Genomic DNA, 15,659 nt, shown 5'->3' with positions numbered 1-15,659 from the left:
ATATAAAACCCTTAGTGACCGTATATTTTAATCGCCGCTTGCTGGAATTGCCCTGGGCTGGAATTATTAGATCGAGTAACAGAGACAGGTCTTTCAAAATTGTTCGTTATATAAAATCGGAAAGCACCCGAATTAGTATCAATAACCCTTACTTTCCAAACACCTTGGCTATTCTCACCATAAAATGCATGGCTTAGCAGTATTGTGTCTTTGTAATCACCAAAAAAATCTGAATTTGAATAGTCATCCGAAAGATCATAAACCAATAAACTTCTTGGCGTCATTACAACGCTTTTAGTTCCTTGTGGTGATTCCACTTCAATCATCAAGTCAGCATCTCGACGATGCTGAATGCTAATTTTCAACTGAATCGATTCAACTGTATAATTATTGGTGATATTAATTTGCTTTTCTGCGCCCAAAACGCTGTTTTCTGCAATGGTTATGTTTCTAGTTGATGCAGTAATAAACCCTGTTTTTTTCAATACAGGTAGTTTCTGGTAACTACTGCTTTTTGCCAAAGTCACTGCAGCTTTGGCATTTACCCGCCCAAAACCATACCAGTTATGAAAGTCAAAGCCTGCAGCATTAGCCAGCCAACCGGGTTCAGCGGTGATGGATAACCCGCCATTATTTAAAATAACTGGCCGAAAATTAGCATCAACCTTAGTCGCAGTTCGAGCAACAATATCTCTAGCATCACGCCAGCTTAAAGAAGGGTCTGCTTGATAGATTAATGCAAATACTCCAGAAACAACGGGGGCTGCAGAAGAAGTGCCATTAAAAGTAGAAGTGTAATCGCAGCTTGAATTATCACCTCTAAGGCCTCGATCAAATGGCGCTTCAGATTGGTCAGTTGCATAACCTTGATTACAACTTTGCACATCAGTAGTAATCATTGCTGGTTGGTTAAAACCGTACTCTCCACCGGGTGCAGTCGCCCAAACCGATGAGCCGACCGACGAATAGGAGCTCAAGGTTCCTGTTGCATTTAATGCCGAAATCACTGTTTCATAAAAACTAGAACTCATTGGCTCTATGCCAGCAACATGAGCAGTTAATCGCCTTACCTCTGTATTATCAGAAAAAGCATTTTGGCAATAAATAAAATCAGGCGTAACACCACTGAACTCAAGTTGATCTGCATTAAAAATTCGACAAAATGAGTTGCCAGCAGACTTTATAAAAGAAATTCCTCTTCCTGAGTTATTCGATGTAATTTCAATAAATTGTGCTTCAACCACATCATGATTTTCAGTATTAAATGGAACCGGTGACAAAAAACTACTACCAAAACTTTGATTAATTACTCGCGCATCGGCCGTTGCTGCTCCACCATGACTATCTAACAAGTTAGATATGCTTTGGTTTTCTCTTAAAAGAAAATTAAAACCGGCAATCGAAGCGTTAGGCGCAACGCCTCGCCCACCAATATTGTTATAGGCTTGGGCAGCAATTAAACCGGCAACCGACGTTCCATGATCACCTCCATTGCTTGTTGGTGATGGGTCTGAGTTGACTGGCGAGCTATAATTCTTTGATTTACCAGAAATAACATTATTTTTTAAATCTGGATGGTTAATCTCTAAACCCGTATCAACCACAGCAACGAAAATACCGCTGCCGTTATTTTGATTTTGGTGTAAATCATCAATATTAATATCTTGGCCAACCACGCCGGAGCTCGCTGAGTAAGCTCTCTGTCCAGTATTATTTAAATGCCATTGTTCAGAATATAACGGATCTGATGTAATATCGATCCGTATTGAACCACTTACCGTGCTGGTCGCATCTGAAACATTCACTAAAATATTTTCAAACACAACGCTAGATCCGTTATAAGTGTAATCAAATGATCCGTTACTCTTTAAATTAAAATTACCCGCAAGGTTTTGCGCAGGCAAAGAGAATATTAGATTACGACTATCTAGATCGGTTGCCAGAATTTGTCCTTGAACAATTCGACCATCTTTTGCATCGAATACTTGATTTCTACTAATCACTGGCGGTTCACTGGCTTCGGTCACTGTGATATTGATGGTGATATCTAACGAAATATTTCTATCACTGACCGTTGCAATCAGCAGGTCAGTACCAATGAAATCACCTGGAGAATAAAGTAATTGCAGCCCATTAAAACTGGCATTGCCATTTTTTGGCGCTGTTTTAACAACGGCTGACAACGGATCACCATCAACATCTATAACAGGTAGCGTGAGGTTTCTTGGCTGATTTTGACCCGTTTCTAATGAAAGAATGCTCTGCTGGGCAACAGGCGCATCATTAACTGGAGCAATTTGTAGTTGCACCGTTTTATTTATCGATACCAATTCATCAGAAATCTTGACGGTAAAACTGCTAGCGCCGTTAAAGTTAGCTGCTGGCATGTAACTAAACTGATTTCCATCTAGCGTGACTTCTCCATTACTGGAATTTTGCAACATGGTGTAGCTAAGGATATCGCCGTCAGGATCCGATGCGCTGATCGTTCCTACAACTGGCTGATCTTCAGTTCCTGAAAAGGTTTGCTGGATCGACAGTGTTTTTGGCGCATCATTAATTGGATTGATCGTTACCGGAACCGTGACTGAAACAGAACTCGTGCCGTCAGAAACATTCAAACTAAAACTATCACTACCAAAAGCATCTTTAGTTGCAATAAAAACAAAGGCACCGGTTACGTCATTAACTGATACCGTGCCTTTAGTAGGCAAATCACCTAATGAATAGCTCAAGCTTTCATTTTCAGGATCTGTTGCCAGAAGCTGCCCATTAACTGAGCTATCTTCATTCAAAGTAATACTAACATCATCAACTTGAGGTGGCTGATTGCTCTTATCTTCCGAACCTCCTCCACCGCCGCCGCCGCATGACAACAAAAGCGGCAAACAGAATACTGTTACTAACTTACCTTTCATAAACACCCTTTTTTCTTTTATAAATCAATAATATTAGAATATTTAATATTTCTAAATTATCAATTTGCTTCGATGGCGATATATTGTTATTAGCATTTTACGATCTTCTGGTAGGATCGAGAAGGTACATATTATCAGGCATTGTTGATATTATAAATAACTTGTATTTTTCATTAATCTTTGCATTGCAACCAACTTTCAATTTAGAGAAGTACGTCAACCACTATCATGATTGACTACATTAGCTAATTAGAAAATAAATGTTTAGCTAAATTAAGCACATAAAAAAGCCGGAGTAAACTCCAGCTTTTAACTTCCCATATAAATCAAAAGTCAGCTCTTCAAAAATAGCTAGCCTGCGAAGCTCATTATTCAAGTCGTTTTCGTCGTAATAATCTTAATGAGTTCAGCGTTACCAACGCAGTTGCTCCAGTATCGGCAATTACTGCCAGCATTAAGCCGGTGACACCAAACAAACTGGTGGCCAAGAAAACTACTTTTAAACCAATGGCAAATATTACATTTTGGCGAATAATCTGTAACGTTGCTCGAGATAGATCGATCATCGATGCTAGGTCAGTTACCCGATCATTGGTCAGTGCGGCATCGGCAGTTTCTAATGCCACATCGGTGCCTTGTCCCATTGCGATACCAACATGTGCTGATTTCAACGCCGGAGCATCGTTAATACCATCACCAACCATTGCAACCGGTGACGCTGCCTGCAACAGCTGAACTTGGGCGACCTTATCTTCTGGCAACAAACCTGCTCTGAAATCTATGCCTAAAGTGCCTGCAATGGCTGCTGCAGCACGAGGGTTATCTCCAGTTAGCATGACGCTGGAAATATTCATCCGCTTTAACAATTCCATCGCTTTAATTGCATCAGGTCGTAAAGTATCGCTAATCGCAATCACACCTAATAATTGCTGATCATCAGCGGCACTTTGGTTAACGACTGCAATCACCGTTTTTCCGTGCGCTTCCAATTCCGCAATTTTTTCGCTTGCACTGGTTACTACTTTAGCACCGGCAACATTCAAGCGATTTGCTGCAAACTGGTCATATTGGTTAATTTTCTGAGCTAAATGCACCGGAGAACCAATTAATATGCTCTGTGCTTCAACCTGACCGGAAACTCCTTTACCTGCTTGAGCTGCAACATTTTCGGCAAGTGGAATATCAATCTGTTGAAGTTTTGCATAAGCAACGACCGCTTGAGCTAGTGGATGGCGAGATACCGATTCAACCGCTGCGGCCAATTCAAGCAACCGCTGCTCATTACCATTAAATGCAACCAGATCGACAACCTGCGGTTTACCTTGAGTCAGTGTTCCTGTTTTATCAAAAGCAACTTGCTTAACCGAACCTAACTGCTCTAATGCCGCACCACCTTTAATTAGAATGCCCTGTTTAGCCGCTCGAGCCAAACCAGAAGTCACCGCAGCGGGAGTAGAAATTACCAGGGCACATGGGCAACCGATTAATAACATGGTTAAGCCGCGATAAATCCAAACCGACCATTCGGCAGCAAAAAATATTGGAGGAATAACAATCACTAATGCTGAAAAGAGCATAATTGATGGGGTATACCAGCGGGAGAATTTATCAATAAACCGCTCAATCGGTGCTTTACTTTCTTCAGCTTCTTCGATTAATTTTAAAATTCGGTCAATCGCATTATGACCTGGCTCTGAAGTGACTTTAAGCCTTGCTACTTGGTCAGCTGCTAAGCTTCCAGCCAGAACATTTTCTCCAGCAACTCGGTCTACTGGCACAGACTCTCCAGTTAATGCACTTTCATCAAAGCTTGCAGCTAATGAGAGTAACTGTCCATCAGCGGCCAATCGATCACCCGGCAGCACTTCGATAATATCGCCAGGCAATAAATCACTGGCTAATACTTGCGTTTTCTCTTCGCCATTTTCAGTAGTGCGAATTCGCCAAGCTTGGTCGGGGCTTAAAGCCATTAAGCTTTCAACACCTTGACGAGCCTTACTGGCCGCCAAACCTTCCAAGTGCTCGCCGACTAAAAACAGTAATAACACCATGCCGGCTTCTAAGGTTTCCCCAAGAATTAACGCGCCTAACGCAGCAATCGTCATTAAGGTTTCAATCGAAAAGGGGCTGCCTGTTTTAGCCAGTTCAATTGCTTGCTTGGCGACAGGAATCAACCCCCAAAGCGTCGCCAAAACCAACATTGCTTTACTGTAAATTGCATTTTCTGTCGGTAAAACAGCACCTAACACCAAGCCCAATACTATGAGTGCCGCCAAAACAATTAATTGTTGATATTGAACTAACCAAGAAACTTTAGGTTGCTGATCGGCAGAAATTCTAGTTTTAGAAAGGGTAAAACCGAGACCGCTTACCGTAGATTCCACAACGGGATTGCCGTTAAATCCATCGGCAAAAACGACTTGTAGTTTTTGAGTAGAAAAGGAAATAGCGGCTTTTTCGATGCCAGTAATTCTTGCTAAGGCGTTTTCAACTGCACTGGCGCAAGCAGGACAATCCATTCCGGCGACATACCAAAACTTGGCACCGGCTTTTTTTAATTCAGCAGCATCTAAATCTGGCTCTTTATAGTTGCTGTTTCCGCTACAGCAATCCGAGCTGGCACAACTATCTTCTGACCCGGCACTCGCTTGCTGGCGCGGCAAATCATCTGCTGATTTGCCTGGCGTCGACAAAGCAGAAATTGCAGAAATCTTGCCCAAGCTAGGTTTACTCACCGCTGCGACATGATTGCCTACAGCACTGGAACGGCTCGCTACAGATTTGGATTTGGATTGAGAAGTAGCGCTGGCGCTTATTGAGTTAGCCCCCGAGCAGCTTTTACTTGAGCAACAACTTGTTCCGCCATTCATCATGTCACCGCTATCTTATGAATTAAATTTCATATGAATGATAATTCATAAGATAGTAAAAGCAACCCCTGAGATACTCTTTTACACCTTTTTGACGCAATTAGTCTGCGGCGGATCAAATAACAACAGAATTCGACAAATATTGATATGTTATAACAAGTTAAATGGCATCGATGTCAAGGATATAACATTACAAAATAGGAAGTGGTTTGACCAGCGAGAGATATTTAGAGCCGCAGCATGAATGGAGCCGCCATTATCAATCCGCGGCATCTGAACCTGAACAAACGACAACAGCGTTCAAATCCATAATGTTTAGCGCCCTTATCTGGGGGGCACTCATAACAATGCCGCTAGATCTTTGTATCGCAATTTTTGCATTTATTTCATTGCTGGTAGCCTAAAAATACTAAGCAACAACCGCCAACTGAATCAACATAAAACTTGTTTTTATCCGGCAACAATAGCAAGGTACACCGCATAAACCTTGTAACTAGCCACAGCTATTCAAACTATGAATCTTGCAAAGATTATTTTACTTGCATCTATTGCGATTTGCACATCGTTACCAGCGGCAGAAGTATTCACCTGGACAGATGAACAAGGTGTTAAACACTTTTCCAGCAATAAGCCTCGCAACACTCCTTCGAATAAACTGTATGTTGAATCAGATCCGCAATCCGCCAGAAAGAATATTCGCGAGCAAAAAAAGCAAGCAAAGAGAAATCGCACTTGGGCTCAATCAGCCCTCAACAACCAACCAAATTCTCGCAATTATAAATCTACAAATAAAAATCAACCAAACTGTAATGTAATTATAAAAAATACAAAAAAATCCATCGATAAAAAAATGAAATACCTATTGCACCAGCATAAGTATTATAAAATTACTCAAAAGAAATACCGCACTCAAATCCACCAATTGACAAATTTAAAACGCAGCCTTTCATATAACCAATGTTTAACTGATTTAACGAGTTATAAGAATTCTATTTATCGCTGCATGAATCAATATAACAACCCTAAACGATGCATCAATTAGCAATCTACAAATTTGCTCGCAACCACAATCCCGGCGGTGTGCTCAGCCCTTGATCACGCCGTAACACCACACCATTTTGATCCAAAATGTAATAGCTCGGATAAACCTGCACTTGAAACTGCTGGGCTAACTGCCGGTTACCCAGCAATACCTGCCCTGTAAAACCGGTACCGTCAATAAATGTTTGCACTTCTTCTTGGCTTTGATAATCCAGCCCTATCGCAATCACATTTAGTTTTTTTGCAGCTTGGTCAGAATCGGGTAAAAGAAAATTCAAACCCGGCATACTGACTTTACAAAAAGTGCACCAAGGCGCGAAAAAATAAACCAATGTTCTTTTTGATTCTGACGGCCATTGCAGTTCAACCAACTCACCACTCAAATTGGGTAACTGCTGTGCTGGAATCTGCACGCCACTATCCAGCATGTTTCTGCTCATCCAGATACTGAGACCTGTAAACAAAATAACTACTATTAATACTTCGAAAAAATACTTTTTAAATTTTAATTTCACCTAACCATTCCCTCTCACTATCAAACTCATAAACTATCAAAACTACAAAGCATCATAAAAAACAAAATATAATAACAGGTATTTGTTTATAAAAACCGTGAACCTATATTGTTTGATTTGGTCAAAATATAAATGCGACATTTAATCATTATGAAAACTCAAAAAAAGCTTTTATCTCACCAATAACTAATGAACACAATCCAAGGTTTGTTAAATGAATAAAAAACAGAAACAAAAACTGCTTGCTGTAATAAGCATCGGTTCTGCTCTCGCTCTGACAGGCTGCGACAACCACAGTTCAGACGAATCTGTCACATTAAACAATGTTTCAGACAAGCTGTCTTCTTTTAACCGCCAATCTGCTCCCGTAAACTTTGCTCAACCTAATCAAATTAGTGGCGAAGGAATATCTGGCTCAGCTTGGCTAGATTATGACAATGATGGTGACTTGGATTTATATTTAACTAACAGCATCGGCTTTTCCAATGCACTACTGCAAAATAATAATGGTGAATTTACCGATGTTACGGCACAGGCTGGCTTAACCAGTAACGGGGGTAACTCTGCGGTTGTTGCTGGCGATATCGACAATGACGGTTATATCGACCTGTTTGCTTCCGGCGAAGGATTTTTTGCTTTTTCCGAGCAGTCACCCAATCTCCTGTACCATAACAATGGCGATGGCACTTTTACTAATATCGCTGCTAGTGCAGGTGTTGAAACAGCTGAAACGGCTATTTCTGCCGCAATGGCTGATATCAATGGCGATGGTTTGCTCGATCTGTTTGTCTCTTCTCCAGGGCATTTAGATCTCGCTCCCGCCCTTAATCCGCTGCTTCCTAGTGGGCTCTTTGGTGGTCCAGCAAATCAGCATGACAACAAACTATATCTGAACAACGGTGACTTAACTTATACCGACATTTCAGCAAGCTCCGGTTTAGGTTCAGGAATTGGCGCGTGTAGCGTTGCATTCAATGACTACGAAAACGATGGTGATCAGGATATCTATGTCGGTAACTGCAACGATGTTCAGTTTCGCCCCACGCCCATTCAGTTATTCAGAAATAATGGCGACAACACCTTTACTGATGTTGCAGTACAAGCCGGAGTTAATCTGCCTGGCTTTTGGATGAGTATTTCTTTTGCTGATATCGATAACGATGGCGATGATGATTTCTTTGCCAGTAACTTTGCCCAGTCTACACGCATCTCTGACCCAGCAGATGATCCTATTCAAGACTTCCGCCAGCATGCCTTATTTTTAAATAATGGTGATAATACTTATACCGACGTTGCTGATCAATTAGGTCTTGCCGAGCGAGAATTCAGCTGGGGCTCTACTTTTGCTGATGTAAATAACGATGGCTATCAGGATTTATTTTTCACTGGATCCATTCCAATACTCGGTGTAGTCGGCCGCTTTGCTAATCCAGGTTATTTATTTATTAATAATCAAAATGGTGGCTTTGATGAGGCAAGCCAACAAAAGAGCGGCGGCGATTTACGTCAAAACGTTACTTCAGGGGTATCTAAGGCAGATTACGATAACGATGGTTTTGTCGATCTATTGGTAAAAACCGAACGTTTTGTCCCACCGGGTACTACAACCGTTGTCGATTCAGGTCGCCCCATTCTATTAGAAAATCAAGGTAATAATCTCAATTCTGTCACGGTGAAGCTTCAGCCTTCCAATGGCCAAGCAACTGCTGTCGGCGCAAAAATTCAAGTGACCACTAAAGCTGGCACGCAAACCCAGCGCGTATATGCCGGTACCGGCTTTGCATCATCAGATTCACCATGGCCGACCTTTGGCCTTGCCCGAGAGACAGCCGCTCAAATCAGCGTTACTTGGGCCGATGGCAGCAAAGAAAGCTTTGGATCATTCAATAAAAACCAAAGCGTGACGCTTAACCAGGGAACAGGCACTGCAATTAGTAATTAACTAGCAGATATAAATTATTGCCAAGGATGGCTTTTAAAGAAGTGTATAGCGTACAGATAAATTAAGGCTTATTTTCGTAGACAAATACATTTTGATGCACACATGAATTAGGTGCAAACCTAGCCGACCCTGGGCCACCGAGCGTTTGAGATTCAACCAGACAATTCCAAGATATAGTACCTGGATGAAGTGGCGATAATTTCCCATAAAACTGAATATGTTCAACAAATCCATTGTCCAAAATCTTAATCTGAATAACATACAAATCATCAGAAGACCAAGTGCTCATGAAAATATCACGTTGATAAAACTTGTAATCTTTTCCATAAAATCGCTCAACCATCGACGGAAAACGTAAATGCATTGCAGCAAATTCGTTTACATCTATTTTTATTGATGAAATCTCACTGAGCACTTCAGAAAATCGAGCACGATTCAAATTTTTTTCATAAGCCAGAAAACTATAAATAGAAACAAAACCTACTACAAGTAATACCAACATTAACTCGATAAGTGTTAAACCAGAGTATTTATTCATAATGTTTTTAATTAGAACAAGACAGGACACCACCTAAAAAGCATAAGCCCATACCTATCAAACATCTATCTTATTATTTTTATAAAAACCTACAGCCCTAGTTATTTATCTATTAAACAACCAATAACAAACAAAAATTATAAATTTCTTAATAGGACTCATAAATATTAATCCAATCATTATACAAAGCTTTCATTTAGTTTCGTTCAGTTAATAAGCAGCCATAGCAACTAATGAGGAGAATGTTATTTAAAATAACTTGGCCGACCTCCTTTTCTGATTACAGCCAATACTTATTCAGTTCCCCTCAAAGCTAGCTTTTTATTGACATGACAGATAATAGACAGACAATGGTTTCAGAATATCAAAGGATAGCGACAATGGACTATCAGCTAAAACTCAAATCCACTCGTTTTCGCGGCTCAAGCATCACCGAGCCTCGCGATTTCAATGATGAGATGGAAAGCGATCGTGGCCGAGCCTTCAACTCAGCGGCAGTGCGGCGCTTGCAGCAAAAGACCCAAGTATTTCCACTAGAGACTAACGCCGCCATTCGCAGCCGCCTGACCCATTCATTGGAAGTGTTGCAAGTTGGCCGCTACATCGCCAAAACTATCCTAAAGAAGCTATCTAAGCAGTCAGATAACCATTTTCCTCTTGAGTTTTCTGAAGGTTTTGTCAGTTGTATCGAGATTGCTTGCCTATTACACGACATCGGCAACCCACCTTTTGGCCATTTTGGTGAAGAAGCCATTAACTTGTGGGCGGCAGAAAAAGTGACAGCTTGCTTTGCTCAATTCGATGACAGTGAGTTAAAGCAGCAGCTATTGGATGATTTGCTGACTTTTGAGGGTAATGCCCAAGGCCTGCGAACTTTGCACAGTTTACAAACTCTCAATCTAAGCCTGACACAACTAGCTAGCATCATTAAATACACTCGAACACCTGCCGAAGCCAAACCAGATAAGAGCAGCCAGTTTGGCTATCGACAGAAGAAACCTGGTTATTATTTTTCTGAATTACCATTAATCGAAAAAATTAATCAAGCGCTATCTATCGCTCCAGGCTGCCGTTTTCCTTTGGTTTATATCATGGAAGCCGCCGATGATATTTCTTACTGCATTGCCGATTTAGACGACGCAGTGACGAAAGGAATCTTATCGATTGAGGCATTAAATAGCGAACTAAGAAATTCATGGTTAAAGCTTAGTCAACAAAAACCATCGGATAAATTAGAAACCGATTACTTTTATAAAATCCTCGATAAAGCGCAAGAAAGATATAAAAACAATAGCGACAGCAGCCATCATTATATTCTAACGCTGCGTACCGAGCTGGTTAATGATCTGGTAGAATACTCCGCCGACCGCTATTTAAAACACCACCAACAAGTATTCGACGGCACGTTGGATGAATCATTACTCGATGGCCACGATGAATACCATTGCGCACTAGAAAGCTTGCGCGATGTGTCGGTACGCAAAGTCTACAGCTGCCCAGAAGTGGAAGATTTAGAACTGAAAGGATTTTCAATTATTTCTGGCTTGTTAAAAACATACGGTCAATTGCTTGATTTATCTTTTACAGATTTCCAGCTTTTAGTCAATGAAAATAATCTAAAGCACAAGATCATTGAAACTCGGTTATTCCACAAAATTTCTGAAAAACAGAAAGCCGCTTACCTCACAGCCACCGCCAATATTACATTAAAAGCAACAGCCTCAGAAGAAGATCGGTTGTTGGAGTTTTATTACCGAACCAGGTTAGTCATCGACTATATCAGCAGCATGACCGATCACTTTGCCATGGCCGAGTTTCAAAATATCAGTGCAAGCGGATAAAAACTATTTTGATTTTAATTGAATCAAGTTAGATCAAGATTAAAATAACAATTATTAAATGAGGACTAAAAGATAAAATGACAAACAAACCTAGCAAAACAAAAACAAGTTATTACCGTAGGCTTTTTGTTGCGCATTTGATCGATACTGGCATCAATACGCCACCACTCATTTTGCAAGCAACCGGCATGCCTAGACGCACTTTGCAAGATACCATCAAAGCGCTTGCAGAATTAGATATAGAGTGCACCGATGCAGGCGGCACCATAAATAGAAGTTATTCGATAACATCATGGGGCGCTATTAACAAAGAATGGATTAAAGGTAATTTACAGAAAATAAAGGACGTTTTAGAACTTTAGTGCGAAGAACAAATTTTGCGTAACTAATGAGCCTACAACTAATTAGTCAGAAAAACTGTGTTTTGACAGCTTCAGATTTCCGACTCTCAATCACTCGAAAAAACACTCAAATGTTCTTTTAACATGCGAAAAGAATCAAAAAAAACATGTAAGAAAATCTTTTATTTTAGGTTAGCACTATCACCAATCGATATTTCTTCCTTAGCAGACTACTTCCTTGTAGTCATATTAAAGTAGTTAAAACATTGCCCACAATCTGAACCAAACAATTAACACCATAGATTAAATAAGGATTATAAATTATCCCTAATTATCTAGAGGATCATAAGAAACAGCTGGAATATCTAACACACAACTTTGATCAACTATATGATTTGGGTTTTTAATAAAAGCACTAGCAAGTTCTTCAAAGCAAGCTTCATCAGCAAACAGTTGCCCGTGACCACCTCTAGGGTTTGTTGCACTCTGTGAATTAGTTAAGTTCTGAGCAACTAAATTGCCCCAAGCGACAGGCGTTTGCGTATCATTCGTACCATTTAGTATTAATACGGGTAAGTTGCTAGAAACAGCTTGTTTTTCAATATCATTAGCACCTGCAACATCCCACGCTTCACAAGATATATCATCAAATCCCATATGATACATGCCATTTATTGTTATTTGTGCTGCTTCTGACCAGCCTTCACTATTATCATTTAATACACTTTGACCAAGGAAATAATACTCTTCCGCGCACACTGTCGATAAGCCCATCGCATTATAAAAAATGTTTTCACTTCCACTCTCGGATTCATCCTCCTCTAAAATTAAAGCATAGCTGCTTATATCTGCATTAACCGCAGACAAATAATCAGTAATGGTTGGCTCGGCAGAAAAATTAATTAAGTTTTGAATAAAGACTCGACTCTCTTCAATCATGCCTGCATTATGCATACGTGCAAGAATACTTTCGACAGTATTATAGAACTCTATAGCCGAGCAATCGGTGCTATTATTACAGTTAATTAATATTTGATTGAGTGATTCATAGTTTGACCATGATGTGTCAGAAAGACCATTGACTTCTATTGGAAACACACCATCTAAAATAACACTTCGAATACCTTCGTTATTTTCACGTATGATTGTTGTCGCTAGACGCGTACCATAAGAAATACCGTATATATTCCATTCTGGAATCCCTAAAGATTTCCTTAATTGAATGAAATCCATTGCATTATGAATACTATTATAAGCATTCAAATTTGCACCTAAACCTTCAAGCCTAGCTTTACATGCTCTTAATTCATCTGGCGTGCCTGCTTCACCAGAATATTCTGTACAAAATAGTGCAGGTCTTGAATAACCAGTCCCTCGTTGATCAACAAGATAGACATCTCTTTCATCCAGAAATGTCGCACTTCTTGCAATTCGAGATATGCTAGCAATTGCGCTACCACCCGGACCGCCTTCAAGATAAACTACTGGATCGCTTTTTTTACTGCTAGAGGTTGATGCTAATTTAACAACTGCTATTTCAATATTTTTCTCTGACGCAGGCTCACCGTATATTGCATGAATTTCTGGTACGCTAAGAAAACCACAACTTGAACTAGGTGTTAACGAAGCCATTTGCTCTGTTGAAAGCATTTGTTCACAATCAATTGATCTATAGGACTTAGTGACTGTTTTAGAGGAATCGCTACAAGCGCTTAATGCACTGGTTGCAACTATTGCACATGCAATTAACTTTATGTGGTTTTTGTTCATACGTGGAATCCTTCGTTGGTAAATAATGAAAAAACATTCGTCAAACTGAACAAGCGCTGACTAGCTCCAATGAGCAATAGTACTAATGTAAGTAGCAATAAAATTAAATTGTTTCTGTTTTTTTAATTCATTACTGCTGAGTTGCCACCTATGGCAATTGAGTTCCTGCATTTGGCTTTAGTATGAATCTCATGGATGGAAGAAATTCAGAAAATGTCGAGAATACTTTCAATCTACACCCAATCAAATCGTTTAAATAAAAAGTATTGTGTTAAGTTACTATCAGTGGGTTCGTGTTTCAGCTTGAAAGCTAAGTACAAGTCAACATCTATTGCTAGCAGTTAGCATTCTGCCGAGAAAGAGCTTACTGATTTTGATTAAAAACTATGTTTTATTTTTCACTCGCATCAACTAAAATCATACAAAAAAAATAGCGCATATCCTTTACTAACTATACTTTTTAAATATTTTTACTTAAAAAGCATGGCTGCTTTATTAATTCTCCGACTAGCTCTAAAAATTACATCAACATTGAACGCCAAACAATGACATTTCACCATAAGCATAAAGTGGCATTTAATCACAAACATTGTATAGCTTCTGCAGCGATACTCCAAAAGTACGATTCACTTAATTCTTCAAGCGAAACGCTAGATTATAACAGCTAGAAGCCAGTGGTTTTAATTTTAAAATTAGAGAATAAAGCAGAAGGGCGTTAGAGGTATAAGTTTCTTGAGTATTTCAATATATTTAAAATTACGCAGAGTAAAAAACCATAACAGCTGACAAGAAATCACCATATGCTTGCCCTCTAACAGATATAAGCTGACTCTAACTACCGTATAGTGTATTGCACTTATCCTTTAACCTGTACATCCACAAAAAAACATACAGTAGTATAGATTGCTAAAAAGCTTAAGAGCAATCTGTCAAACAATGCATCCGACCAATGGAGTTTATTGATTGTTACATAGAAGCCCTCTCATTATCTGACAATAAAATGTCTAATAATATCCGTTAATTTAATGTATTTGTAATGTAGTAAAAATTAATTAATCGTTAACTCCTTCATTTGCACCCAAGGCACAATGCTTGAGCCGAAGTCGACCGTCTCGCCAGACACTTGATAGGTATGTATTAATAGATATCTATATTACCTGAAACCATCGTATCAGAAATGGAATATGCAGTTTATCTTAATCAGATCTTATCATAATGTTGAAGCTGAACAATTAATATTGCATCGCTAGATAACTTATAAACTATTCGATCGAGCAGCAGCTACCAATATCGCTACGATTAAAAATGAGGGTTTAACACTAAAATGACAAACAAACCTAGTAAAACAAAAACAAGCTATTACCGTAGGCTTCTTGTTGCTCATTTGATCGATACTGGTATCAATACGCCACCACTCATTTTAGAAACAACCGGAATGCCTAGGCGCACTTTGCAAGATACTATTAAAGCGCTTGCAGAATTAGATATAGAGTGCACCGATGCAGGCGGCACCATAAATAGAAGCTATTCGATAACGTCATGGGGCGCTATTAACAAGGGATGGATCAAAAACAACCTGCAGAAAATAAAGGATGTTTTAGAACTTTAGTGCAAAGGATAAAATATAGCAGGTGCTATTTTTTTCACTTCCTAGCTTCACTCTACCTTAAATTAACTAATTTCTAATTCCTTAACTACACTCAGAAGCGCTAAATACTAACAGAAGTTGATCATGAACATGTACCTAAGAACCTGCTTAGAATCTCTATGCTGTGAGATAATTACAATCAAAGTACTTATGTAGCAGCCTTTGATGTCCGAAAGACAGCCTTATCCCAGCGATGTAACCCGTGAAAAATTTGCCTTGATTTCTCCCATACTTG

General features: G+C 39.6%; 10 protein-coding genes. 5 read left to right on the top strand and 5 right to left on the bottom strand.

Features of this window, described 5'->3' with window-relative positions; all coding sequences use genetic code 11:
- Window positions 1–11: 11 nt before the first annotated feature.
- The gene (locus tag DC094_RS21100; RefSeq protein WP_116689109.1) at window positions 12–2,918 is read right to left on the bottom strand and encodes a tandem-95 repeat protein; all 2,907 of its coding nucleotides are present in this window, start codon (window positions 2,916–2,918) and stop codon (window positions 12–14) included.
- A 368-nt stretch (window positions 2,919–3,286) separates the two neighbouring features.
- A complete protein-coding gene (locus DC094_RS21095; RefSeq protein WP_116689108.1) occupies window positions 3,287–5,788 on the bottom strand; it encodes a heavy metal translocating P-type ATPase in 2,502 nt (833 codons plus the stop codon).
- A 514-nt stretch (window positions 5,789–6,302) separates the two neighbouring features.
- Here DC094_RS21095 and DC094_RS21090 point away from each other — a divergent pair.
- Entirely contained in the window at window positions 6,303–6,830 is a 528-nt protein-coding gene (locus DC094_RS21090) for a DUF4124 domain-containing protein (protein ID WP_116689107.1), read from the top strand.
- A 4-nt stretch (window positions 6,831–6,834) separates the two neighbouring features.
- On the opposite strand, the gene DC094_RS21085 is transcribed toward DC094_RS21090, so the two are convergent.
- A complete protein-coding gene (locus DC094_RS21085; RefSeq protein ID WP_133245653.1) occupies window positions 6,835–7,269 on the bottom strand; it encodes a TlpA family protein disulfide reductase in 435 nt (144 codons plus the stop codon).
- Window positions 7,270–7,558: 289 nt separating this feature from the next.
- On the opposite strand from DC094_RS21085, the gene DC094_RS21080 reads away from it, so the two are divergent.
- Window positions 7,559–9,286, top strand: a complete 1,728-nt coding sequence (locus DC094_RS21080; protein WP_116689105.1) for a CRTAC1 family protein — start codon at window positions 7,559–7,561, stop codon at window positions 9,284–9,286.
- Between the two features lie 61 nt (window positions 9,287–9,347).
- Here DC094_RS21080 and DC094_RS21075 read toward each other — a convergent pair whose 3' ends face one another.
- Window positions 9,348–9,824, bottom strand: a complete 477-nt coding sequence (locus DC094_RS21075) for a pilin (protein ID WP_116689104.1) — start codon at window positions 9,822–9,824, stop codon at window positions 9,348–9,350.
- A 380-nt stretch (window positions 9,825–10,204) separates the two neighbouring features.
- Between DC094_RS21075 and dgt the strand changes: the two genes are divergently transcribed.
- Together dgt and DC094_RS21065 are read left to right on the top strand one after the other, a co-directional pair.
- On the top strand, window positions 10,205–11,665 hold the full coding sequence (gene dgt, locus DC094_RS21070) for a dGTPase (protein ID WP_206605722.1): 1,461 nt from the start codon (window positions 10,205–10,207) through the stop codon (window positions 11,663–11,665).
- A 77-nt stretch (window positions 11,666–11,742) separates the two neighbouring features.
- Window positions 11,743–12,027 carry a helix-turn-helix domain-containing protein gene (locus DC094_RS21065; RefSeq protein ID WP_116689103.1) on the top strand — a complete coding sequence of 95 codons (285 nt, stop codon included), beginning with the start codon at window positions 11,743–11,745 and terminating at the stop codon, window positions 12,025–12,027.
- Between the two features lie 306 nt (window positions 12,028–12,333).
- Here DC094_RS21065 and DC094_RS21060 read toward each other — a convergent pair whose 3' ends face one another.
- Window positions 12,334–13,776 (bottom strand): alpha/beta fold hydrolase, encoded by a 1,443-nt coding sequence (locus DC094_RS21060; protein ID WP_116689102.1) that lies wholly within the window; start codon window positions 13,774–13,776, stop codon window positions 12,334–12,336.
- Between the two features lie 1,324 nt (window positions 13,777–15,100).
- On the opposite strand from DC094_RS21060, the gene DC094_RS21055 reads away from it, so the two are divergent.
- Entirely contained in the window at window positions 15,101–15,385 is a 285-nt protein-coding gene (locus DC094_RS21055; protein ID WP_116689101.1) for a helix-turn-helix domain-containing protein, read from the top strand.
- Window positions 15,386–15,659 lie beyond the last annotated feature (274 nt).

Origin of the sequence: Pelagibaculum spongiae (assembly GCF_003097315.1) — a bacterium.
GTDB classification, from domain to species: domain Bacteria; phylum Pseudomonadota; class Gammaproteobacteria; order Enterobacterales; family Pelagibaculaceae; genus Pelagibaculum; species Pelagibaculum spongiae.
Note: the sequence above shows the minus strand (reverse complement) of the source record. Positions and strands in the feature narration are given on the sequence as shown.

What these genes read in the sequence shown, in the direction of transcription:
- DC094_RS21100 (WP_116689109.1), bottom strand. Translation starts at nt 2,918, where the DNA reads ATGAAAGGTAAGTTAGTAACAGTATTCTGTTTGCCGCTTTTGTTGTCA.
- DC094_RS21095 (WP_116689108.1), bottom strand. Translation starts at nt 5,788, where the DNA reads ATGAATGGCGGAACAAGTTGTTGCTCAAGTAAAAGCTGCTCGGGGGCT.
- DC094_RS21090 (WP_116689107.1), top strand. Translation starts at nt 6,303, where the DNA reads ATGAATCTTGCAAAGATTATTTTACTTGCATCTATTGCGATTTGCACA.
- DC094_RS21085 (WP_133245653.1), bottom strand. Translation starts at nt 7,269, where the DNA reads ATGAGCAGAAACATGCTGGATAGTGGCGTGCAGATTCCAGCACAGCAG.
- DC094_RS21080 (WP_116689105.1), top strand. Translation starts at nt 7,559, where the DNA reads ATGAATAAAAAACAGAAACAAAAACTGCTTGCTGTAATAAGCATCGGT.
- DC094_RS21075 (WP_116689104.1), bottom strand. Translation starts at nt 9,824, where the DNA reads ATGAATAAATACTCTGGTTTAACACTTATCGAGTTAATGTTGGTATTA.
- dgt (WP_206605722.1), top strand. Translation starts at nt 10,205, where the DNA reads ATGGACTATCAGCTAAAACTCAAATCCACTCGTTTTCGCGGCTCAAGC.
- DC094_RS21065 (WP_116689103.1), top strand. Translation starts at nt 11,743, where the DNA reads ATGACAAACAAACCTAGCAAAACAAAAACAAGTTATTACCGTAGGCTT.
- DC094_RS21060 (WP_116689102.1), bottom strand. Translation starts at nt 13,776, where the DNA reads ATGAACAAAAACCACATAAAGTTAATTGCATGTGCAATAGTTGCAACC.
- DC094_RS21055 (WP_116689101.1), top strand. Translation starts at nt 15,101, where the DNA reads ATGACAAACAAACCTAGTAAAACAAAAACAAGCTATTACCGTAGGCTT.